The sequence below is a fragment of the Variovorax sp. P5_A3 genome (assembly GCF_056400665.1).
The window spans coordinates 63,767-85,025 of record NZ_JBFUKW010000026.1 but is presented as its reverse complement, the minus strand read 5'-3'; the positions used below and the strand labels follow the sequence as shown (position 1 = coordinate 85,025).

Here is a 21,259-nt window from a genome sequence, read left to right as displayed (position 1 = left end):
GGTCTGCCTGGCGTTGCGTCAGGTCAGGGAACCAGCTTCCACTGGCCCTTTTCGCTGCGCACGATCACCACCGCGCGCTCGTCGGAACCGTAGCGGTTGTCGGGCTTGAAGTTGTAGATGCCGTGCGTGCCGGTCAGCTCCTTCGTGCTCACGATGGCGTCGCGAAGCGCCGTGCGGTACTGCGGCGTGCCCGGCTCGCCCTTGGTGCGCGAGGCCGCATCGGCAAGCAGCAGGTAGGCGTCGTAGGTGTAGGACGAGAAGGCGTCGTTCGGCAGTGCGCCGTTGGCCTTCTTGTAGGCATCGCGGAATGCGAGCGAAACCTTCTTGATCGGGTTGCTGTCGGGCAGTTGGTCGGCGACCAGCACCGGGCCGCTCGGCACTTGCAGTCCTTCGATCGAGGCACCACCCACGCGCACGAAGTCGGCGTTGATGAGACCGTGCGTGCCGTAGATCTGTCCCTTGTAGCCACGGTCGGCGAGCGCGAGATACGGCAACGCGCCCGGCGTGCCGGAGTTGCCGGCGAACACCGCATCGGGGCGGGCCGAGATGATCTTCAGCACCTGGCCGGCGACGGAGGAATCGCTGCGCGCATAGCGCTCGTTCGCGACGACCTTGATGCCGGCGGCTTCGGCGCTCTTCACCAGCGAGTCGTAGGCGAGGTCGCCCAGCGCGTCGGAGAAGCCGATGAAGGCGACCGTCTTGACGCCAGACTTCTTCATGCGCTCGACGACCGCGGCGACCATCAGCGGGAAGGGCTGCGATACCGTCACGGTCCACGCACCCTCGGGGCCGGGGATGGTCACGGGCGTGGGCGAGATCAGCGGCGTGTTGAGCTCGCGCGCCACCGCTGCGATGGCCATCGCGCCCGGGACGCCCGAGGTGCCGATGAGCACATCAACCTTGTCCTCGACCACGAGCTTGCGCGCGTTGCGTCCGGCCGTCGTCGGGTCGGAGGCGTCGTCGAGCACGATCAGCTCGACCTTGTGGCCGGCCAGCATGGGATGCTCGGCGATGGCGGCGCGGATGCCTTTCTCGTAGGGAATGCCGAGTGCCGAGACCGGACCCGACAGCGAGCTGATGAAGCCGACCTTCAGGTCCGCTGCAAGCGCCTGTGTGGTCGCGAGGGCAATGGCCGATACGCCGAAGAACGCGGTAAGTCTTTTCATGATCCAGATCGTTGCGTGAGTTTTTCAGGGATACCGCGGAACCGGCTCCGCCGGGCCGCAGGTATCGCCCCCTGGAAGGGGGTGGAGAGCGACACGAAGTGCGCGAGCCTGGGGGTCAAGGAACAAGTTTCCATTGGCCTTTTTCGAGCTTTACGATGACGCGCGAGCGTTCATCGGAGCCGTAGCGGTTGTCGGGCTTGAAGTTGTAGACGCTGTGCGTGCCGACCAACTCCTTGGTGGAGACGATCGAATCGCGCAGCGCGACGCGGTAGGCCGGCGTGCCCGGCTCACCCTTCGTGCGCGCAGCGGCGTCGAGGAACAGCAGCCACGCATCGAAGGAGTACGCCGAGAACGCATCGGTCGGCGGCGCGCCGTTCGCCTTTTGATAGGCCGCACGGAAATCCATCGAGACCTTGCGGATCGGGTTGGAGTCGGGCAACTGCTCGGCGACGATCACGGGCCCGGTGGGCGCCAGCAGGCCTTCGACCGATGCGCCACCGACGCGCACGAAGTCCGGATTGATGAGCGCATGCATGCCGTAGATCTGGCCCTTGTAGCCGCGCTCGGCCAATGCGAGATAGGGCAGCGCACCGGGTGTGCCCGAGGTGCCGGTGATCACCGCGTCGGGGCGCAGCGCCACGATCTTCAGCACCTGCCCGGTCACCGACGAATCGCCGCGCGCATAGCGCTCGTTCGACACGATCTTGATGCCGGCCGGCTCGGCGCTCTTCTGCAGCGCGTCGTAGACCAGGTCGCCCCATGCATCGGAGAAGCCGATGTAGCCGACCGTCTTCACGCCCGACTGCTTCATGCGTTCGACCACGGCGCTCACCATCAGCGGTGCGGGCTGCGGGAGCGTGACCATCCATGCGCCTTCGTCGCCAGGAAGGTTGGCGTTGGCGATGGAGATCAGGGGCGTCTTGGTTTCGCGTGCGACGGCTGCGATCGCCAGCGCGCCGGGCGAGCCGGCCGTGCCGATGATGACGTCGACCTTGTCCTCGTCGATGAGCTTGCGGGCGTTGCGCGCAGCCGTGGATGGATCCGACGCGTCGTCGAGCTGCACCAGCTGGATCTTGCGACCGTTCAACTCCGACTTGTAGGCGACCGCGGCCTTGATGCCCTTGTCGTAGGGAATGCCCAGCGACGACACTGGGCCCGACAGCGAGGTGATGAAGCCCACCTTGAGATCGGCCGCCCATGCGCTCGCGGTGGACAGGGCGCTGAGGCCAGCGGCAATGCCCGCCAGGGCACAGATTCGGGTCAGGACTTTCATGCAAACCTCCAGGGGGCAAACAAGCACATGATTTATGAACTATTTAGGTGTCAAGAATGCTAGCGAGACATGGGCGTAGCGACAAGGGAGAGAACGATGAGTTTGGGAAGATGAATGCGACGCACCGCTAGAGGGCCAGGCTGCCCACGCTGGTGCCGCCGCACACGTACAGGACTTGCCCCGTGATGAAGCTGCTCGCAGGGTCGGCAAAGAAACGCACGGCCCGTGCCACGTCCGCCGATTCGCCGAGCCGCTTGACGGGCACCGACGCGGCGAGTGCGCGTTCCTTCTCGCTGCCTGCGTCGACGACGTCATAGAACATATCGGTGCGGATTGGCCCGGGCGCGACCACGTTGACCGTGATGCCGTCGCCCGCCAGTTCGAGCGCCCAGGTGCGCGCCATGCCCAGCATGCCGGCCTTGGTCGCCGAGTAGTTGGTGCGAGTGGCGAGACCGAGCGCCGCGCGCGACGACAGCAGCACGACACGTCCGAAGTGCTGCGCGCGCATCGTGGGCAGTGCCGCCTGCACCAGCTGGATCGCGCAGCCCAGGTGCAGGTCGACCAGGGCATCGAGATCGTCGAGCTTGACGTCGGCCAGCAGCGCGGGACGAATCACGCCGGCGTTGTGGACCAGCGTCGTCACCTCGAAGCGGCGCACGAGCTCGGCCACTGCTTGTGCCGTGGCCGCGCGATCCGCGAGATCGACTTCGATGCTGTGCAACTTCGGATGATCGATGCCGGACGGCCGTCGAGCCAGCGAGACGACTTCGTAACCCTGCGCGAGCAGGTCTTCGCAAATCGCCTTGCCAATGCCCGCGCTGCCACCGGTGACGGCGGCGACCTTCGATGTTGCGCTCATGCCTGACCTCCGACCAGCGCAAGCACGCGCAAGGGGCTGCCACTGCCTTTCTCTATCTTGAGCGGCGGGCAGATCAACACCGCACCCGCGGGCGGAAGCAAGTCGAGATTGCTGAGGCACTGGAGGCCATAGCGCCCCGCGCCGTGCATGTAGTAGTGGCACGGATACGGCGGCCGCAGGTGGTAGCCCTGGCCGGCATCCGTGCCGATGGCCTCGGACCCGAAGCCGAGAACGTCACGTTGCTCGACGAGGAAGCGCACGGCTTCCGTGCTCGGGCCCGGCGTGTGCTGGCCCGTCTCGTCGAAGTTCTGATAGGCCTCAGGGTCCTGGCGCTTGGACCAGTCGGTGCGCATCAGCACCCAGGCGCCCTTCGGAATGCGGCCGTGACGCGCCTCATAGTCCTCGATGTCTGCGATGGTGAGCAGGTAGTCGGGGTCGTCCTTCACCTGCGGCGAGCAATCGATGACACAGGCCGGCGCGACGAAGTGCTGCACGGGAATCGTGTCCACCGAGTTGTTCGGCAGGTCACGCCCGGAGATCCAGTGGATCGGCGCATCGAAGTGCGTGCCCGTGTGTTCGCCGCAGGAGAAGTTGTTCCAGTACCAGCCCGGGCCACGCTCGTCGTACTTCGACACTTCCTCGATGCGGAAGGGCCAGCACTGGCCCATCTCGGGCGGCAGCGCGATTTGCGGGAACTCGGGCGTGAGGGTCTGCGTGAGGTCGATGACGCGGATACGGCCGGTCGACATGGCGCTCACCAGGCCGCCGAGGATCTCGGCGGTGGACATCAGTTCGGTTGTTGCTGTGCTCATCGTGTTGCTCCAGATCTCACCCACCTGCTGCCAGTTCGCGTTCGAGGATTTTTGGGTTGTCGCGCCACCGTTCCAGCCACTCCTGGGCCACATCGCCGGGGTACACGTCCTCCACGCCGTCGCGCAGCGCCTTGACGATCGCATTGGCCAGGGTGCTCGCGCCCAGCTTGGGCGGCGGCGTGTGCTGATTCCATTCGTCGTCGATGGGACCGGGGAACAGGTTGATCACGCGGATGCCGGTGGGCCGCATTTCCGCGCGCAGGCATTGAGCGAGCGAGTGCGCTGCGGCCTTCGATGCGCTGAAGGTGCCGTGCGGCGGGAAGTTGCTCAGCGCATAGATCGACAGCAGGTTCACCCAGGCCGTCGCACCGGTCACGCCATCGGCCGAGCGACCCTTGAGCGCCGGACCGAACTCCTGCGCGAGGCGCAGCAGGCCGAAGTAGTTGATGTCCATCTCGGCCTTGGCCACGTCGGTGCCGCGCCGGGCGCCAATGCCGAAGCTGCGGTGCACCTCGGCGTTGTTGACCACGATGTCCACCTTGCCGCCGATCTCGCCGGCCAGTTCGCTCACCGAGCGGCCGTTGGTCAGGTCCAGCGGCACCAGCGTGACCTGCGGCAACGCAGTGATGTCCTCCAGGCCGCCCATCTTCTTCCAGGGCTCGGCATGGCCGACCCACACGATGTCGGCGCCCGCCTTGACCAGCGCACGCACGATGGCCTGGCCCACTTCGGTCTTGCCATCGGTCACGAGCACCTTGCGGAACTTCGGGTCGCTCGTCATTTCTCTCCCCGCGCGCCGACCCGCACGCGCGTCGGCGCATCGCCGACCTCGCCGTGGAGGTGGACCATCAGCGTCGGGCCGGCATCGAGATGCACCAGGCCCAGCCGCCACGGCAGCCGCTCGCGAAAGAACAGGTCGTTGCTGTGATGCAGCGTGGTGCTGCTGAGCAGTTCGCCTTCGCCGTTCTGCTCGCGCCAGTGCAGCCGGGGCGACAGGCACTTGTGGCAGGCCTCGCGCGGCGGGTATTGCACGGTGCCGCAGTCCTCGCAGGTCTGCAGTTCGAATCGGCCTTCGGCAGCGGCGGCGGTGATGCCGAGCGCCACGCGCCCGCGCGCCCACGGCGGCAGGTTCATCTGCCGAGTGCGAAGGACCGGGTTCTTGCGCTTGGGGCGCATCAAGGGCATGGTCATGATGGTCTGCCGAGAATGACGGCGCCAGTGCACAGGCAGCGGTCGTAGGTGACCATGCCGAAGCCGGCGACCAGCCCCAGTTGCGCATCGGGCACGGTGCGCGGTCCTGCGGTGTCGGTGAGCTGGCGGATGGTTTCGGTCATGCCGAGGAACCCGCCCGCTGCGCCAGCCTGTCCGGCGGAAAGCTGGCCGCCGCTGGTGTTGTTGGGAAAGCTGCCGTCGTTCGTCATCGTGTGCGATTGCACGAAGGCCGAGCCCTCGCCCTTCTCGCAAAAGCCAAGATCCTCGAACTGCATCATCACGATCACGGGATAGTCGTCGTAGGTCTGCACGAAGTCGATGTCCGCGGGCGCCACGGCTGCCTGGGCGTAGAGATCGTCGCGGTCCATCCGCCAGCCGCCGCGGATCATCACCGGGTCTTCGGAATAGGCGTTGTGCCGCTCGATAGCGCCGCGGATCACCACATGGGCCAGGCCCAGGTCACGTGCGCGTTCCTCGCTCATCACGAGGAAGGCTTCCGCGCCGGCGCAGGGCATCACGCAATCGAACAGGTGGATCGGGTCCGAGATAGGCCGGGCGTCGATGTATTCGTCGAGCGTCAGCGGCTTCTTGAACATCGCGTTCGGATTCTTGAGCGCATTGCTGCGCTGGTCGACACAGATGCGGCCGAAGTCCTCGCGGGTGGCACCGAAGGTCCGCATGTAGTGCGCGGTGATGAAGGCGAAGATGGAATTGGGGCCGCCCGATCCGTAGGGATAGGTCGCATCGCGGGCGAAGTTGCTGAAGCTGCCCAGCGTCTGCCGGAAGGAGTCGACATGGTTGGTGTCGGCCGCGACGCACGCGACCACATCGGCATCGCCCGACTGCACCGCACGTGCCGCGCGCCGCAGACACATCACGCCCGATGCGCCGCCGGTGGGCATGTGGTCGAGCCAGCGCGGCGACAGGCCGAGATGCTGTGTTACGCCGACAGCGGTGTCCGGCGCGAGCGAGAAGCTGCTGACGCAGAGGCCGTCGATCTGCTCCTTCTTCACGCCGCTGGCCTTGACGAGCGCCTCGATCGCCTGGCCGAGGAACCAGTGCGCGGTGCGCGTGGAGTAGCGCACGTAGGGCACGGTGACCGGCACGGCGACTGCCACGCCTTCGTAGGAAAGCCGTCTCCTGGTCATGCCTGCCTCTTCTTCATCGAGCGCGTGTCGATGCAGTGCGGCTGTCCGGGCAAGGCCTGCGCCAGTTCGCGCAACTGGCCGCGCTGGATCTTCTGCGAGGCGGTCAGCGGGAGCGCGTCGACGAAAGCGATGTAGCCCGGCGCCTTGTAATAGGCCAGTTGCGCCAGCGCATGCTCGACGATGCTGGCGGCGACCTGGGCGGGCGACGATGTGTCGACGTCATCGCGCATGACGATGCAGGCCAGCACCTCATCACCGCGCACGGTGTCGGGCGTCGCTGCGACGGCGGACGTCTTCACGGCCGGATGCTGGTTGAGAACGCTCTCGACTTCGACCGCGGAAATGTTCTCGCCGCTGCGGCGGATCACGTTCTTCTTGCGATCGACGAAGTAGTAGTTGCCGTCCACGTCGCGCCGCACCATATCGCCGGTATGGAACCAACCGTCGGCCCAGGCTTCGCGCGTGGCTTCCTCGTCCTTGAGATAACCGGAGAAGAAGTAGCGCTTTGGGTCGGAACCCGAGGAACGGACCAGCAGTTCGCCCGGCGAGCCGTCGGCGGCATCGCGGCCTTCGTCGTCCACGAGCCGGATCTCGACGAAGTCCTCGCGACGTCCGAAGCAACTCGTGCCGACGTGGCGCGGTTCGTGGTTGGCCATCACGCAGGCGGCAGCGCCGGTCTCCGTCATCGCCCAGGCTTCGACCAGGGGGAAGCCGAAGCGCGACTCGAAGGGTGCGTGGTTCTTGCGGTCCACGCCGGCGCCGAAGCCCCAGCGGATCGAATGCTCGCGGTCCGAATCCATCGCTGGCGCAGACAGCAGCATGGCGGGCATGACACCAAGGTAGTGCGCGATGGTGGCGCCGCTTTCTCGCGCGCTCTGCAGCCACGACTTCGGATGGAAGCGGTCGAGTTGCACCAGGCAACCGCCGGCGACGAGCACCACCATGGTCGAGAACGCCATCGCATTCACATGGTTGAGCGGCAGCGGCGTGATGATGCGCTCGGCATCGGAGCGGACGGGACACAGGTCGCCGAGTTCCGCGTACCACTGGCCGGCGCGCAGGAAGTACTCGTTGCCCAGCATGCAGCCCTTCGGACGGCCGGTGGTGCCCGAGGTGTAGAGCAGCGCACATTCGCTCGCGAGCCCGATTGGCTCCGCGGCTCGGGGCACCTTGGTCTTGGAGGACGGCACTGCATCGTCAGGGCCCATCGTCTCGAAGGCGATGCCTGCGGTCTCTGCGGCGGCGCGCAGATCTGCCGCGCGATGCGGCAGCGTCACGGCCAGGCCGATTTCGCTGTGACCGATGAGGTAGCTCAACTCGGCGGAACGCATCTCTGCATTGATCGGCACCACGCTCACACCGAGCGCATTGAGCGCGAACCAGTGGAAGAGGAATGCCGGCCGGTTCTCGAGCAACAGGCCCACGCGATGGCCATGGCCGTAGCCTGCCTGGGCGTAGGCAAGCCGAAGTCGCTCGACTTCGCCCGCAGCCTTGTCCCAAGAGATGGCGCCGGGCCCGATGCCGTAGGCGGCTGCGGTGACCGACTCGGTGAAGAGGAACTCGGCCTCCGGCGTGCGCCGCGCGCTGGCGCTGAAGGCGTCGTGAACGGTTGCGTTCATGGTGGCCCTAGATGAAGAGCTGCACGGCCGGCAGGGCCGCGTCGCAGTTGAGCAGGTTCACGCGCTTCAGCGTCATGCGCAGTGCACCGCTGTCCACCGTGAGGTGATGGAAGAAGGTGCCGACATAGAACTGCAACTCGTCGCCCTGCGACTCGGTGTAGTGGAATTCGGTGCGCACGACGAAGCGATTGGCATCCACGTCGAATTCCTCGACCGTCGGCACCTGCAGGAGATGGTGGCAACGGCTGGGCGGCTGCTGAGAGAACGCCCGCGGGCTCTTGAGACGCTCGATGCGCAGATCGCGCAGCAGCTTGTCCTCGTAGAGGTGCGAGGTGTGATTGATGCCGTCTTCCTGGTCTGGAATGAGCGGCACCCAGTAGAAGGCGTCATCGGTGAAGAGCGCGTTCCATTCCTCGTAGCGCTTCGCGTCGAGCAGGCGCGATTCGTTGACCACGAAGTCGATCAGGTCCTGGCGGGTCACCGTGGCCTGCATCACATCGTCTCCGTCATGTAGCGGGCCCAGGTGCGGTATTGGTTGCGCATCGGTAGCTCGCTGGTGCCGAGCGTCGTGATCTCGCCGCCGGCCGTCTCAGAGGGGTCGTAGTTGCGGTGCAGGCTGACCCACTCGTTGCCGCTCGCATGCAGCCCCGCCTGGATGCCGCGATAGGCCTGCAGGTCGTCGTGCCCCACGACCGAGAAGGGCGAGTTGATGAGCCGGTTGTACATGGTCGTGCGTTGCAGCAGTTCCGGCGGCGCACCCTTGAGGCGGAAGGTCCAGCTCTCTACCAGCGTCTTGTCGACCGAGATCGGCCGCACCACGCGGATCGCCTGGATTGCGCCCTTGATGGTGAGGTTCGGGTAGTACACGGTGTTGTGCCGCGCCATGCCGAGAATCTGCGCAGTCCGCTCCTCGCCGTACTTCGCCTTCATCGCGTTGTCGTAGTCGGGGATCGCCTTGTACTTGCTGTGGATGCTGAAGTTGACGCCGGTGAAACTGTGGCCGTTGTCGTAGGTGCGCACCCCCATGTCCTCGAAGAACTTGTAGTCCGACATGAAGGGCACGAACTGCTCGATGGCCATCGGCTTCGGTTCGTCGGCCGGCTTGTCGGCCCACATGGTCTTGGCGGTACCGGCGGAAGACTCGTGCGCCACCATCGGGTGCATGGTGTCGTTGAGGTTCTCGACGAACATCTTCCAGTTGCACTGGTGCATGAAGCGCAGGCAGCCGCCGGCGATTTCGAGTTCGCCCTCCGGCGAGCGGTCCGCCATGTTGTCGATGGAGCTCAGCGAATCGCCGAAGAACGCCTCGAAGTCCGGGCCGACGTCATTGATCTTGATGAAGATGAAGCCGCGGTAGCTGCGCACGTTCTTCAGCGTGGTCAGGCCTTTGGCCGATTCGCACTCGTGCAGTTGCGTGCCTTCGTAGCCATTCTTCAGCGGGATCGAGAGCAGCGAGCCGTCGGTCTTGAAGGTCCACGCGTGGTACGGGCAGCGAAAGAACTTGCCGGTGTTGCCGCAGGGTGCGGTTACCAGGCGTGATCCCTTGTGCGCGCAGCGGTTCATCATGGCGCGCACCGAGCCATCGGTGTGGCGCACGATGATCAGGGGACGGCCCGCGATCTCGGTGTTCAGGTAGTCGCCGGACTTCGGGATCTGGCTCTCGTGGCCCGCGTAGTTCCAGGTGTTCGCGAAGAAGTGTTCCTGCTCCAGTTCGAACAGTTCGGCGCTCGTATAGAGGTCTCGATGCACACGGTCGGGCTGCACCAGCGCGCGCACGGCTTCGGGATTGCCTCGGTAGGAAGTCATGTTCGTGTCTCCTTCAGATGTCCAGCACCAGCCGCTGGCCCTTGATGCGCGAGATGCAGATCTGCATCACGTTGCCTTCGGCCTTTTCTCGCGCGGTCAGCACGTAGTCGCGATGGTCGATGTCGCCTTCGAGCACCGGCGTCGCACACACGCCGCATTCGCCTCGCTTGCAATCGAACATCGGATCGCAGCCGTGCTCGATCAGGCAGTCGAGGACGCTCTGGTCCGCGGGTACGGTGAATCGCTGGCCGGACTGGGCGAGTTCGACCTCGAAGGCGTGGTCGCCCTCTTCCACCACGGGCGTGGTGAAGAGTTCGAAGTGCACGCGGTCGTGCGTCCAGCCGCGCGCCTGCGTTTGCGCCAGCACGGCGTCGAGCATGACCTTGGGGCCGCACACGTAGAGGCGGTCGCCCGCGGGGATGCCGTCGAGCAGCGCACCGATGTCGAAGGGGCGGCCACGCTCGATGTCCGAATGAACCACGAGGTCGTCGTTCAACACCGATTGCAGTTCGGGCAGGAAGGCCATCAGCTCGCGACTGCGGCCGGCGTAGTGCATGCGCACCGGCAGGCCTTCGGCGCGGCGGCGAGTTGCCATGCTGGCAAGCGGCGTCACGCCGATGCCGCCTGCGAGCAGCACGGTCCCGCCGGGGCCGGTGTGCAGGGGAAAGTCGTTCTTCGGCACTTCGATGGTGACGAGATCGCCATCACGCAGGCGCTCGTGCATGAAGCGCGAGCCGCCGCGGCCGTCGTCTTCCTTGCGCACCGCGATGGCATAGGCGGTCGGCGCGTCGGTGGCATCGGTCTGCGTCGCGAAATTGATCAGCGAGTAGTGGCGCCAGTCCTTCTTGCCATCGGGCAGTTCGACCTGGACCCGAATGTGCGCGCCGGCGGTATAGCCGGGCAGAACACCGCCGTCGACGGCAGCCAGGCGAAAGGTCTTGATCAGCGGATTCAACGCGCGCGCCTCGACGACGCGCAATTGCAAGGTGGCGGGCTGGGCGGACATGGGCAGGGTTCCGGTTCAGGCGAGCGCGTGCTGTGCAAGTGCGGCGCGCAGTTTGTGGCCGTGTTCGTCGGCCAGGGCCGCGTCACGCAGTTCGCGCAAGGTGGCGGGCGCGATGGCGGACCCTGCACGTTGCAAGGCATCCATCACGGTGTCGTAATTGCGCAGGCCGCGCTCGTGGGTGTCGCTGTAGCCCTTGACGAGGCGCTGGCACTGGGCAACCTCGACCGCGAGCGCGGGGTTGCCCGCGGCGATGTCGGCGATGCGCTTCAGCCATTCCTCGATGCGACGGTTTTCGTCGGCGTAGCGCAGGGTCGAACGGCGCCAGCGCTTCATCGCGGCGACGGTGCTGAGCATGAGGTAGCCATGCAGCGAACTGGTCTGGATCACGCGGCCCTTCTGCGTGAGGCGCTCGACCAGCTTGCGCGGCAAGGTCGAGTTCATCAGCCAGCGGCCGAAGCCGGCAGGCAGGGTCTCGCAGATTTCCTGCAGGCGCGGGTGCATGTATTCGTTGATGGCGAGCACCTGGCCGTCTTCCACGCGCGCTTCGCCGCGCACGCGATCGAAGCGTGAAGAGCGCGTCTTGAGCGCGGCGACGCGGGCGGTGTCTTCGTAGGACATCCACAGTGCGAGATGGCGCGCGGTTTCGCGCAGCAGCCGGCCATCGTCGTTGCTCTGCAATGCGTCGATCGCGGCCATGCGGTCGAGGTAGAGTCCGGCGTAGTCGACATCCTGGTAGTCGATCAGCCTGCGCACCCCTTCGAGCAACAGAGGCTGCGCGGAGGCCGGGAAGTCGCGCTGCACGCGCTCGACCAGTGCACGCACGGCGGGATGACGCGGCTGTGGTGCCGGTGCCTCGGCCATGGGGACCTCCGGTTCCAACGCGCCCTCCGCACGCGCAAAGGCCCCGCCGAAGGCCTTCAGGCTCGGCTTGACGCCGACGCCGCCGCGCTCGATGGTCGCTTCGAACTGGGCGCGGCCGAACGGCAGCACGCCAGAGCCGGCGAGCGCACCGAAGAGCACGGCGCTGATCACGCTGCCGGAGGCTTCCGCCGCCTGCGCCATGTCGAAACGGATGAAGCGCTTGGCTGCGCGTTCGGCATGTGCCAGCAGTTCCGCGCTGTCGACGCGGCCATCGCCCATGGCGCTCTTCTCGGCGATCGAGTAGACGCGGTGGGTCGAGGCGATGAAGGTGGTGCGGTCGCGCGTGACCAGTCCACGCTGCACGGCACGGCCGGCTTCCATCAGTTCCGATGCGAGGACGATATCGACATCGCCCGGCAGCGGCATCAGCGCCAGGACGGGCTTGCCGCCATCGGCCTCGGCCTGCGCCTCCGGGTAGAGCTCGACGTAGTAGATGGTCGCGCCGGTGCGCTGGGCAACGCCCGGCACGGAGGTGGTCTGGGCAACGTAGCCATTGGCCTCGCCCATGTCGACGATCCAGTCGGCCAGGACGCCACCACCCTCGCCGCCCATGGCGAGGATTGCAATCTTGATGGGTTGTTGTCGCATGTGATTCCGTTCAGAACGCGTAGGCCGCGCGGCGCTTGGCCTCGCCGCGTTGCAGCCAGCCGATCACACGCGTGCGAAAGCGTTCGCGCATCAGGTCCCAGCGGCTTGGATTGCTGACGATCTGCGCCTTGTAGAACGAGGGGCAGAGCACGGCGGCGTGCGAGACCTCGCCGCACACGCCGCAGCCGACGCAGGTGTCGAGCACGGTTGCGACCGGATCCGTGCGCAGCGGATCAGGGTTGGGCTTGATCGACAGCGAGGGGCAACCCGACAGCCGGATGCACGAGTGGTCGCCGGTGCAGGTGTCGGAGTCGACGCCGAATTTCTCGCGCACCATGCGCTTGCCGCTGGCGATGGCCTTGCGCACCATTGGCTTTTCGCGGCGCTGCTTGTTGAGCATGCACTCGGATTGGGCGATGAGGACCTTGGGGCCCTTCTCCTGCGTGGTCAGCGCATCCTTGAGCACATCGCGCATGCCGGCGACGTCATAGGTGCGGCGCATGGTCTTCACCCACTTGACGCCGACGCCACGCACTGCGCGCTCGATCTCATGGCCGGTGCTGCGCGTCGGGTTGAGCGCGTTGGACGAAAGGATGTCCTGCCCGCCGGTTGCCGAGGTGTAGTTGTTGTCGACGACGATGGTGAGGTTGTCGCTGCGGTTGAACACCGCGTTCGCGACGCCGCTCGTCAGCCCGTTGTGCCAGAAGCCGCCGTCGCCCATCATCGAGATCGCACGCTTGCCCGCCGGCACGTTCAGCGCTGCGGCGCCCGCGCCACCGAGGCCGTAGCCCATGGTGGTGTTGCCGATGTTGAACGGCGGCAGGATCGAGAACAGGTGACAGCCGATGTCCGCGCTGACGTGGTGCGGGCCCAGTTCGCGTTCGACCAGCTTCATCGCGCTGAAGATCGGGCGCTCGGGGCAACCGGTGCAGAAGCCGGGCGGGCGGGCATGCACGCTGTCACCCAGCGGCTTCGCGGGTTCCGGCGCGGCATCGACGCCGATCTCCGCGACTTCGGTGAGGGGAATGATCTTGCGCACCGCCGCAGGCACGGGCAGCGGCTGGAGGCGGCCGTAGCGCTCGCAGAAGGCGCGCGCGCCCTTGAGCAGCTCCGCAGCCGTGTACTCGCCGGCGACCGGCAGCATGTCCTTGCCGTGCAAGGCAGTCGTCGAGCCGGCCTGGCGCAGGATGGTCGCGAGGTTCTGCTCGATGAAGTTGGGCTGGCCTTCTTCCACGATCAGGACGGCGCGCTTGCCTTCGCAGAAGCGCAGCACTTCGCTCGGGATCACCGGGTAGGCGACGTTCATCACATAGAGCGGCACCTTCGTGTTGCCGTAGACGTCGGCCAGTTCCAGCCTTTCGAGCGCACGGATGAACGTGTTGTAGCTGCCGCCCTGCACGATGATGCCGATGTCGTCGGCGTCTTCCGAGAAGAACTCGTTCAGCTGGCGCTCCTCGATGAAACGCACCGCGGCGGGCCAGCGGTCCTTCACCTTCTCCTGCTCGTGCAGGAAGCTCGCGGGCGGCAGCACGATGCGGCTGACGTCGCGCTGCGGGTTCTCCATCGCTTCCTTGATCGTGAATTTCGGACGGCGGTTGTCGCCTGCGATGAATTGCCCGTGGACGTGGCAGGCGCGAATGCGCAACTGCAGCATCACCGGCGTGTTGCTCGCCTCGGAGAGGTCGAAGCCCTGTTTCACCGCGTCGACGATGCTCGGCAGGTTCGGGCGCGGGTCGAGCAGCCACATCTGCGACTTCATCGCGAAGGCGTGGCTGCGCTCCTGCATGATCGACGAGCCTTCGCCGTAGTCCTCGCCGACGATGATCAGCGCGCCGCCCGTCACGCCGCCCGAGGCCAGGTTGGCCAGCGCGTCGGAGGCCACGTTGGTGCCCACGGTGGCCTTGAAGGTCACCGCGCCGCGCAACGGATAGTTGACGGAGGCCGCGAGCGTGGCAGCGGCCGTGGCCTCGCTCGCGCTGTTCTCGAATCGGATGCCGTGTTCGGCGAGGATGTCCTGTGCGTCGGCCAGGACGTCCATCAGGTGCGAGATGGGCGCCCCCTGGTAGCCGGCCACGTAGGAAACCCCGGACTCGAGCAATGCCTTGGTGACTGCCAGAATGCCTTCACCCCGGAAGACCTCGCCGCCCTTCAGGCGCAGCTTCTTGACCTCTTCGACGAATGATCTCTCAGCCATGGCGGCCCTTTCTTGTCTGGAATCGTGGGGTTCCTCTCGAAACCTCGGCCTCTATAATGTTTAGTACTGAATGTATTCACAATCATGAATAACCCTAGCCAAGCAAGCAGCGTGCCCGCCGAGGGCCAGGGACCGTTCACCGACGAAGCGCCCGCCGAAACGCTTCGCTTCGTCGACGATTACCTGCCCGCGCTGCTCGCGCAGGCCAGTCAGCTCATTTCCTCCGAGTTCCACCGGGTCGCGCGCCAGCACGGGTTTTCGGTGTCCGAATGGCGGGTGATGGCATCGCTGGCGGGCGGCGAGGCCATCAGCATCGGCCAGTTGGCGCAGGTGACCGTGACCAAGCAACCCACGGTGACGCGGCTGCTGGACCGGATGGAGGCACGTGAACAGGTCGAGCGGCTGCCCCATGAGAGTGATCGCCGCGTCACTCTGGTGCGCATCACGCGCAAAGGTGCGAAGGCGGTGGAGCATCTGATGGAACTGGCGCGCGAGCACGAGATGCGCGTGCTCGAACCCTTCGGGCTTCAGCGCGCAGAGGAACTCAAGAGCACGCTGCGGCACATCATCCAACTGCACGCACGCGCGCCGGGCGAGGCGCCGGACACGGACGCGGACGACTAGGCCGTCAGCGCGACGGCACCAGCACGGCGCGGCCACGATGGTTGCGCTGGCCGATCCACTCCATTGCAGTGGCTGCTTCCTCGAGCGCAAAGGTTTGTACGTCGAGCTTCAGTCGGCCGTCGGCCAGGCGGGCCAGCAAGTCGGGCGCAGCCGCTCGGCCCGCCGCTTCACGACGGAACATGTTCAGCGGCAACAGCGCAACGTCTCGCTGCAGGAAGTGGGCGATGTCCAGCGCGAGCGAATTGCCCGCGGTGTAGCCAACGAGCACGGCGCGGCCGCCGGGCCGAACGCGGGTCAGCGCAGCGGCGAGGATCGGTCCGCCGACCGTGTCGACCAGCAGATCGACAGACACGGATTCCAATGCGGTCGACAGGTCGCCGTGCAGGACGACGATCTTCGCGGCCACCGGCATGGTGGCGGCCTGCTCGATGCGGCTCACGGCCACGGTCACTTCGGCACCGGCATCGAGCGCGAGTTGCACGACGAGTGATCCGACCGCGCCGGTGGCGCCGGTCACCAGAATGCTTTCACCGGCGCGGAGTCGGGCGACGTCCTTCAGCGCCACCCAGGCGGAAGTGCACGGCGAGAAGAAGGCCGAGCCGATGGTCGACGGCACCGCATCCGGTAACAAGCCCAGAGCTTCGTCGGGCGCATCGATGAATTCGCACCAGGTGCCATCGAACAGCGTGCCGAGTCCGCTCCCGCGCAGCCATACGCGCTGGCCCTCCGCATGACTCGCGCCAGCAATGACGACGCCAGCCGCCTCCACGCCCGGCGTATAGGGAAACGGCGGATGTTTCAGGAAGCTGCCGCGCCAAACGGTGCGGTCGATGTGGCCGACTGTGGTCGCTTCCATGCGGACGATGGTGCGGCCCGCACGGCGTTGGGGCTTGGCGATTTCTTCCAATGCGGGCTCCGCATTGAAGGCGTGCACGCGCACGGCTTTCATGGGAGGGTCTCCAGGAACGCGAGCACGGCGTGTGCGAAGGGGCCGGGCATCTGGTCGGGCAAGGGCACCATTCCGCCTTCGATGTCGACGATGCGCGCGTTCGAGAGGTGCTCGCACAGTTCGGCGGCGTGCGGCGAGGCGAAAGGGTCTTCAGTGGCTCGCAGGATGAGCGTGGGAAGCACGACGCGATGAATGCTGTCTTCCATCCTGTATGCCGCGACGGCACGATGACCGTCTTCGGGGCCGCCACTGGCCTTGAGGGCATCGAGAACGAAGGCCTCAAGCAGGTCAGGACGATCCACTGGATAGAACCCTTGCCGCCGCTGCCACAGCGCCGCCAGGTGGCTGCCGTCTCCGCTGGGCTCGACCTCGTCGATAGGCGGTCGCCCTGCGCGTGCGCGACGGAAGGCTTCATCGGTGAAGGGCGTGGACGACAGCACCAGGCCGCGCACGCGACGGGGGAAGCTCGCGGCCAGCTCGACCGCGATGACGCCCCCGGTGTGATGTCCCACCACGTCCGCGCGCCCAATGCGCAGCGCGTCCAGCAGTTCGCAGGCCACGCGCGCCCACTGCTCGATGCTGGCCGGAACATCGCCGGCGTCGGAATCACCGAATCCGGCGGTGTCCATCGCGATCGCGCGATAGCGTGCACCGAGCAAAGGCAGCACTTCGCGGTACTCGGCCCAACTGCGCGGCGACTGATGCAACAGCAGGACGGCCGGCGCATGCGCATCACCGCACTCTGCGTAGTGGACCTGGCCCACCGACAGGTCGGCGAATGCGCGTCGGATCTTCATTTGCGCGACTCGTCGGCGGGCGGTTGCCAGAGGCCGGCGTGCTTGAGCATGCCAAGTGTTCGGGAGAGCACGTCGCGCCGGTAGGCTCCGACATCGCGTCCCTCGTACTCGTAGAAGCCGCTGCCGCTCTTCAGGCCCAGCCGGCCTTCCTCGACCATGCGATCCACGATGGCTGGCGCGGTATAGCGTGCGCGATCGATCGATGCCGCCATCTCGCGGCTTGCGTGATGCAGGATGTCGCAACCGCCGAAGTCGATGAACTCGACCACGCCGAGGGCCGCGAATCGCAGCCCGAGGCCGTAGCGCGTGGCCTTGTCGATCTCTTCCGCCGTGGCAGCGCCCTCCTCGATCATGCGGGCGGCTTCGTTCATCACCAGCGCCTGCAGGCGCGGCACGATGTAGCCGGGGGACGCACCGCACACGACGGGCAGCTTGCCGATCGCCTTCATCAAGGCCTTGGTGCGCTCGAGGACCGCGGGATCGGTGCCGGGATGGCAGCTGAGCTCGACCACCGGGATCACGTAGGCCGGATTGAGCCAATGCATGTTGAGGAAGCGCTCGGGCCGGTGCACCAGCGCTGCCAGTTGCGTCACGAGGATGCTGCTGGTGGTCGAGGTGAGGATCGCGTCTTCGCGGCAGTGGCGATTGATGTGGTCGAACGCATCGCGCTTGGCTTCGAGCGTCTCGGGGACGCCCTCGAAGACCAGTTCGGCGGCGCCGAGTGCGGCAGGTGCATCGGCTGCCTTGACGAAGTCGACCCGCTCGGCGATGGCCTGGACCTGTACGCCATCGATCACGCCGAGTTGGGAAAGGCTCGACAGGCTGGCTTCGATTTCTGCCCGGGCTTCTTCGCGCAGCTTCTGCCAGGCCGCGTCCGAGCGCGGGCGCAGATCGACCAGCGAGATGCGGTGGCCCGCGTAGGCGAAGGCGATGGCGATGCCACGCCCCATCCGGCCCGCGCCCACCGCCGCGAAGCGGGGAAGGTCATTCCCCATCGTGCAGCCTTTGCTTGAGTTGCGCTGGCGTCAGGCCGGCAAGGCCTAGTGTTTCCAGTGTGCGCGGGCCCTTGCGCAGGTCGCGGCCGAGGAAGCCGCCGACGATCGCCAGCAGGCCATGCGCAATCGGCGCGTCCACACCAACGAAGCGGGCCGCCGAGGCGAGGAAGGCGAGCCCGAGTTCGGTGTCTTCGGTGATGTACCTGTGCGCATAGAGGTCGATGTTCTCGCGCCAGTCACCGGATTTGACCAGCTGCTTGTGCGCGTCGCCGTACATCCATTGGTCGTTGTTGTAGTGATCGGCCAGCGGGTAGTGCGGCGCGCCCTGTCCCAGGGCCTCGCGCACGGCGATGCGTTCCAGGTCCAGCCGGTCGGTCACATCGCGCACGGCGCGCTGAGTGCCTTCGTTGTGGATGTCCCAGCGCTCGAAATGCTGCAGCGGCGCGGCGTTCATCACCATCAGCGGCGGGTGGATGACCGGGCCTGCGTTCATCAGCGCGCCCGACAGCGCATCGCCGCAACCATGCACGCTGGGATAGGCCTTGCGGATGACCTCGATCGCGTCGCGCTCCTTGCGCGCCGGATACACGCCGGTCGGCAGGCGGATGGCGCGGATGGTCACGTTGACTTCGCGCTCGCCGTGCTTGCGGGCGAGGTAGGGCAATGTGCCTGTTTCAGCCCATGCGACATCGGCGTGATTGCCAGCCGCCTTCACGATCCGGGCCATGACGAAGCTGCCGAACGTACCTGGCGGGAGAAACACGACTTGGCCATCGACCAGATGCGGAGCCATCGCGTGGGCGATGTCTTCCTGCGCGATGGCCGGCGTAGGGATGACGATCAACTCGGCACCCCGCATTGCGGTTCCGATGTCGGCGGTGGCGAGCGCGATCCGCACGTCTCGCGCACCGGCAGCATCCTTCAGGGTGATGGAGCCGGCCTTGGCGACCGGTTCCAGTGCGTCCGCATCGCGGCGCCAGAGACGCACTTCATGATCAGCTTCGGACAGATCCGCGGCAGCCGCGTAGGCACCGTGGCCGCCGCCGAGAATTGCGATTTTCATAGGTCGACAGTCGAAAGAATGAGGTGGATGAACCGGCGGCCAGCGTGGCCCCGGAGGACTTAAGTCATCAATACATTACTTTTCAACTGTTCAAGTGTCAACTAAAAAGGAAGCGTATTCGCGTTTCCCACTAGAGAGCGCCCGGACTGTACAACCCGTGCCCGCAACGAACAAAGCCCGCATTTCGTTGGAAATGCGGGCTTGTGGAATGGGATGCGGCCTCAAGGCCGCTTACGTTCAGCGGCTGGGCTTGAAGCCACGCTTCTGGGCGTCGCGCGGCACGAAGACCTTGCCGCCGCCCGCGTGGCCGCGAGGCGCAAAGCCGTCGCCGCGGGTACCGGCACCAGCGCCGCCTCGCGGCGCACTGTCACCCCAACCCGGCTTGCGGCCGTAGCCACCTTCGTCACGGCCGCCGCCGAAATTGGCGTTGCCCAGGTTCTGGAAGCTACGCGGCGCGCCGGCGCCCGGGGCGCGCGAATTGCGATCGTTGAAGCCACTGGCGCCGGCATAGCCGCCGCCACCGAATCCGCCGCCATTGCTGCCACGATGAGCGCCAGCACCGCCGCCGAACTTGCGATCGCGCGAGTGGTTGTCACGGCCACGACCGCCGAAGTCGCCTTGCGGACGCGATTGCGGCGAACGCTGTTGCGGCTCGAGCCCCGGAATCACTTCCGACTTGAATTGTTGGCGGCTGTACGACTCGATGTCGAAGATCCTGCGGCGATCGCGAAATTCGGCGAAGGTCACGGCGATGCCGTCACGCCCTGCCCGGCCGGTGCGGCCGATGCGGTGGGTGTAATCCTCGGCCTTCATCGGAAGGCCGAAGTTGAACACGTGCGTGATGGTCGGCACGTCGATGCCCCGCGCAGCCACGTCGGTGGCAACGAGGATCTGGACCTGACCCTGGCGCAGCGCCATCAGGCGGCGATTGCGCAGGCCCTGGCTCAGCGCACCGTGCAGCGCCACGGCGCTGAAGCCGTCCTGCTGCAGATCGTTGGCGAGACCGTCGCATTCGACTTGCGTGCTTGCGAACACGATGGCCTGATTGATGGTGGTGTCACGCAGCCAGTGGTCGAGCAACTTGCGCTTGTGCTGCATGTTGTCGGCCCAGAACAGCACCTGCTTGATATTGGCGTGCTTTTCCTGCGGGCTGTCGATCGTCACGCGCTGCGGCTCGCGCATCACGCGCGTTGCCAACTGCTGAATGCGGGGCGCGAAGGTCGCGCTGAACATCATGGTCTGCTGGCGCTCGATGGTGAGTTGGTTGACCTCGGCAAGGTCGTCCGAGAAGCCGAGGTCGAGCATGCGGTCGGCCTCGTCGACGACGAGGAACTTGACCTGGTCGAGCTTGATTTGCATCGAGCGCTGCAGGTCGAGCAGGCGGCCCGGCGTCGCGACGACCAGGTCGGCGTTCTGGAGCCGGGCGATCTGCAACTGGTAGGGCATGCCGCCCACCACGTTGGCGATACGCAGGCCGCGGCAGTGCTTGACCAGATCGATGGCGTCGTGCGCGACCTGTTGCGCGAGTTCGCGCGTAGGGCACAGGATCAGCGCGCCGGGGGTGGCCGCCTTGAAGTGGCGCGCGTTGGTTGGGTCCTTGCGCTTCGGCTTCTTCGGGGGCGCTTCGCCACGGGCGGCGGCCTCGGCGGCAAGGCGCTGGAACTCGGCTTTGGCTGCGGCCTCGGCTTCGGCCTGGCGCTGCAGCAAGGTGTGCAGAACGGGCAGCAGGAACGCGGCGGTCTTGCCACTGCCGGTCTGGCTCGACACCATCAGATCAACGAAGCGCGTGGCGCCATCGGCTTGGCCGCTGGATGTCATGGCGCGCGGAATCACCTGTTCCTGCACGGTGGTGGGTTGCGTGAAGCCGAGATCTTCGACCGCGGCGATCAGTTCGGGCGCGAGACCCAGCTTGATGAAGCCATTCGGCAGCTTGGGCTCCACGGCCTCGACGGCATCGAGCGCCTCGAAAGCGGGAGCAGCGTTGGAAGAAGATTGGAGTTCGCCCGAAACGGCGAATTCATCGGATTTCACAGGCGCGAACTCGCCCTGCGCTTCAAAAGCGTCGGTCATTAAAAAATCTCATACGCGAGCACAGCCGTGGGCGGTGCTCCGTCGGGTGGTGAAAAACATCAACCATCCAACGACGTTCAGCAATGACTTTCGTCTTTGCCGCGGCCCGTTCGTTCGGGCGCGATGTGCAAGATAGGGAGATGCAAGAAAACGCTGT

17 protein-coding genes and 1 pseudogene are annotated in these 21,259 nt (G+C 66.1%); 1 reads left to right on the top strand and 17 read right to left on the bottom strand.

The window, feature by feature from the left end:
• Positions 1 to 23: 23 nt before the first annotated feature.
• The 12 genes and pseudogenes from AC1D3B_RS29605 to AC1D3B_RS29550 form a co-directional block, all read right to left on the bottom strand.
• The gene (locus tag AC1D3B_RS29605) at positions 24 to 1,166 is read right to left on the bottom strand and encodes an ABC transporter substrate-binding protein (RefSeq protein WP_478194244.1); all 1,143 of its coding nucleotides are present in this window, start codon (positions 1,164 to 1,166) and stop codon (positions 24 to 26) included.
• A 115-nt stretch (positions 1,167 to 1,281) separates the two neighbouring features.
• Entirely contained in the window at positions 1,282 to 2,439 is a 1,158-nt protein-coding gene (locus tag AC1D3B_RS29600; RefSeq protein WP_478194243.1) for an ABC transporter substrate-binding protein, read from the bottom strand.
• 127 nt (positions 2,440 to 2,566) lie between these two features.
• Positions 2,567 to 3,298, bottom strand: coding sequence for an SDR family NAD(P)-dependent oxidoreductase (locus tag AC1D3B_RS29595; RefSeq protein WP_478194242.1), 732 nt, complete (start codon positions 3,296 to 3,298; stop codon positions 2,567 to 2,569).
• Positions 3,295 to 4,110: a cyclase family protein gene (locus AC1D3B_RS29590; protein WP_478194241.1), complete on the bottom strand. Its 816-nt coding sequence runs from the start codon at positions 4,108 to 4,110 to the stop codon at positions 3,295 to 3,297. Before AC1D3B_RS29590 ends, AC1D3B_RS29595 begins: the two co-directional genes overlap by 4 nt.
• A 16-nt stretch (positions 4,111 to 4,126) precedes the next feature.
• Positions 4,127 to 5,301, bottom strand: a pseudogene (locus tag AC1D3B_RS29585) (SDR family NAD(P)-dependent oxidoreductase).
• On the bottom strand, positions 5,298 to 6,470 hold the full coding sequence (locus AC1D3B_RS29580; RefSeq protein WP_478194240.1) for a thiolase family protein: 1,173 nt from the start codon (positions 6,468 to 6,470) through the stop codon (positions 5,298 to 5,300). Before AC1D3B_RS29580 ends, AC1D3B_RS29585 begins: the two are co-directional and overlap by 4 nt.
• The gene (locus AC1D3B_RS29575) at positions 6,467 to 8,089 is read right to left on the bottom strand and encodes an AMP-binding protein (protein WP_478194239.1); all 1,623 of its coding nucleotides are present in this window, start codon (positions 8,087 to 8,089) and stop codon (positions 6,467 to 6,469) included. The genes AC1D3B_RS29580 and AC1D3B_RS29575 overlap by 4 nt, the downstream gene beginning before the upstream one ends.
• Positions 8,090 to 8,096: 7 nt before the next feature.
• Positions 8,097 to 8,582 carry an aromatic-ring-hydroxylating dioxygenase subunit beta gene (locus AC1D3B_RS29570; protein ID WP_478194238.1) on the bottom strand — a complete coding sequence of 162 codons (486 nt, stop codon included), beginning with the start codon at positions 8,580 to 8,582 and terminating at the stop codon, positions 8,097 to 8,099.
• Positions 8,582 to 9,895: an aromatic ring-hydroxylating dioxygenase subunit alpha gene (locus AC1D3B_RS29565; RefSeq protein WP_478194237.1), complete on the bottom strand. Its 1,314-nt coding sequence runs from the start codon at positions 9,893 to 9,895 to the stop codon at positions 8,582 to 8,584. The genes AC1D3B_RS29570 and AC1D3B_RS29565 overlap by 1 nt, the downstream gene beginning before the upstream one ends.
• A 13-nt stretch (positions 9,896 to 9,908) precedes the next feature.
• Entirely contained in the window at positions 9,909 to 10,901 is a 993-nt protein-coding gene (locus tag AC1D3B_RS29560) for a PDR/VanB family oxidoreductase (RefSeq protein WP_478194236.1), read from the bottom strand.
• Between the two features lie 15 nt (positions 10,902 to 10,916).
• Positions 10,917 to 12,410, bottom strand: a complete 1,494-nt coding sequence (locus AC1D3B_RS29555) for an indolepyruvate oxidoreductase subunit beta family protein (protein WP_478194235.1) — start codon at positions 12,408 to 12,410, stop codon at positions 10,917 to 10,919.
• A 10-nt stretch (positions 12,411 to 12,420) separates the two neighbouring features.
• Positions 12,421 to 14,604 (bottom strand): thiamine pyrophosphate-dependent enzyme, encoded by a 2,184-nt coding sequence (locus tag AC1D3B_RS29550; RefSeq protein WP_478194234.1) that lies wholly within the window; start codon positions 14,602 to 14,604, stop codon positions 12,421 to 12,423.
• 84 nt (positions 14,605 to 14,688) lie between these two features.
• Between AC1D3B_RS29550 and AC1D3B_RS29545 the strand changes: the two genes are divergently transcribed.
• On the top strand, positions 14,689 to 15,228 hold the full coding sequence (locus AC1D3B_RS29545) for a MarR family winged helix-turn-helix transcriptional regulator (RefSeq protein ID WP_478194233.1): 540 nt from the start codon (positions 14,689 to 14,691) through the stop codon (positions 15,226 to 15,228).
• Between the two features lie 4 nt (positions 15,229 to 15,232).
• Here AC1D3B_RS29545 and AC1D3B_RS29540 read toward each other — a convergent pair whose 3' ends face one another.
• The 5 genes from AC1D3B_RS29540 to AC1D3B_RS29520 form a co-directional block, all read right to left on the bottom strand.
• Positions 15,233 to 16,177, bottom strand: a complete 945-nt coding sequence (locus AC1D3B_RS29540) for a quinone oxidoreductase family protein (RefSeq protein WP_478194232.1) — start codon at positions 16,175 to 16,177, stop codon at positions 15,233 to 15,235.
• A complete protein-coding gene (locus tag AC1D3B_RS29535) occupies positions 16,174 to 16,974 on the bottom strand; it encodes an alpha/beta fold hydrolase (RefSeq protein WP_478194231.1) in 801 nt (266 codons plus the stop codon). The genes AC1D3B_RS29540 and AC1D3B_RS29535 overlap by 4 nt, the downstream gene beginning before the upstream one ends.
• Positions 16,971 to 17,969, bottom strand: coding sequence for a 3-hydroxybutyryl-CoA dehydrogenase (locus tag AC1D3B_RS29530; RefSeq protein WP_478194230.1), 999 nt, complete (start codon positions 17,967 to 17,969; stop codon positions 16,971 to 16,973). The genes AC1D3B_RS29535 and AC1D3B_RS29530 overlap by 4 nt, the downstream gene beginning before the upstream one ends.
• Positions 17,959 to 19,032 carry an NAD/NADP octopine/nopaline dehydrogenase family protein gene (locus tag AC1D3B_RS29525; RefSeq protein ID WP_478194229.1) on the bottom strand — a complete coding sequence of 358 codons (1,074 nt, stop codon included), beginning with the start codon at positions 19,030 to 19,032 and terminating at the stop codon, positions 17,959 to 17,961. The genes AC1D3B_RS29530 and AC1D3B_RS29525 overlap by 11 nt, the downstream gene beginning before the upstream one ends.
• Positions 19,033 to 19,269: 237 nt before the next feature.
• Complete coding sequence (locus AC1D3B_RS29520) at positions 19,270 to 21,102, bottom strand: DEAD/DEAH box helicase (RefSeq protein ID WP_478194228.1); 1,833 nt, start codon at positions 21,100 to 21,102, stop codon at positions 19,270 to 19,272.
• Between the last annotated feature and the right edge of the window lie 157 nt (positions 21,103 to 21,259).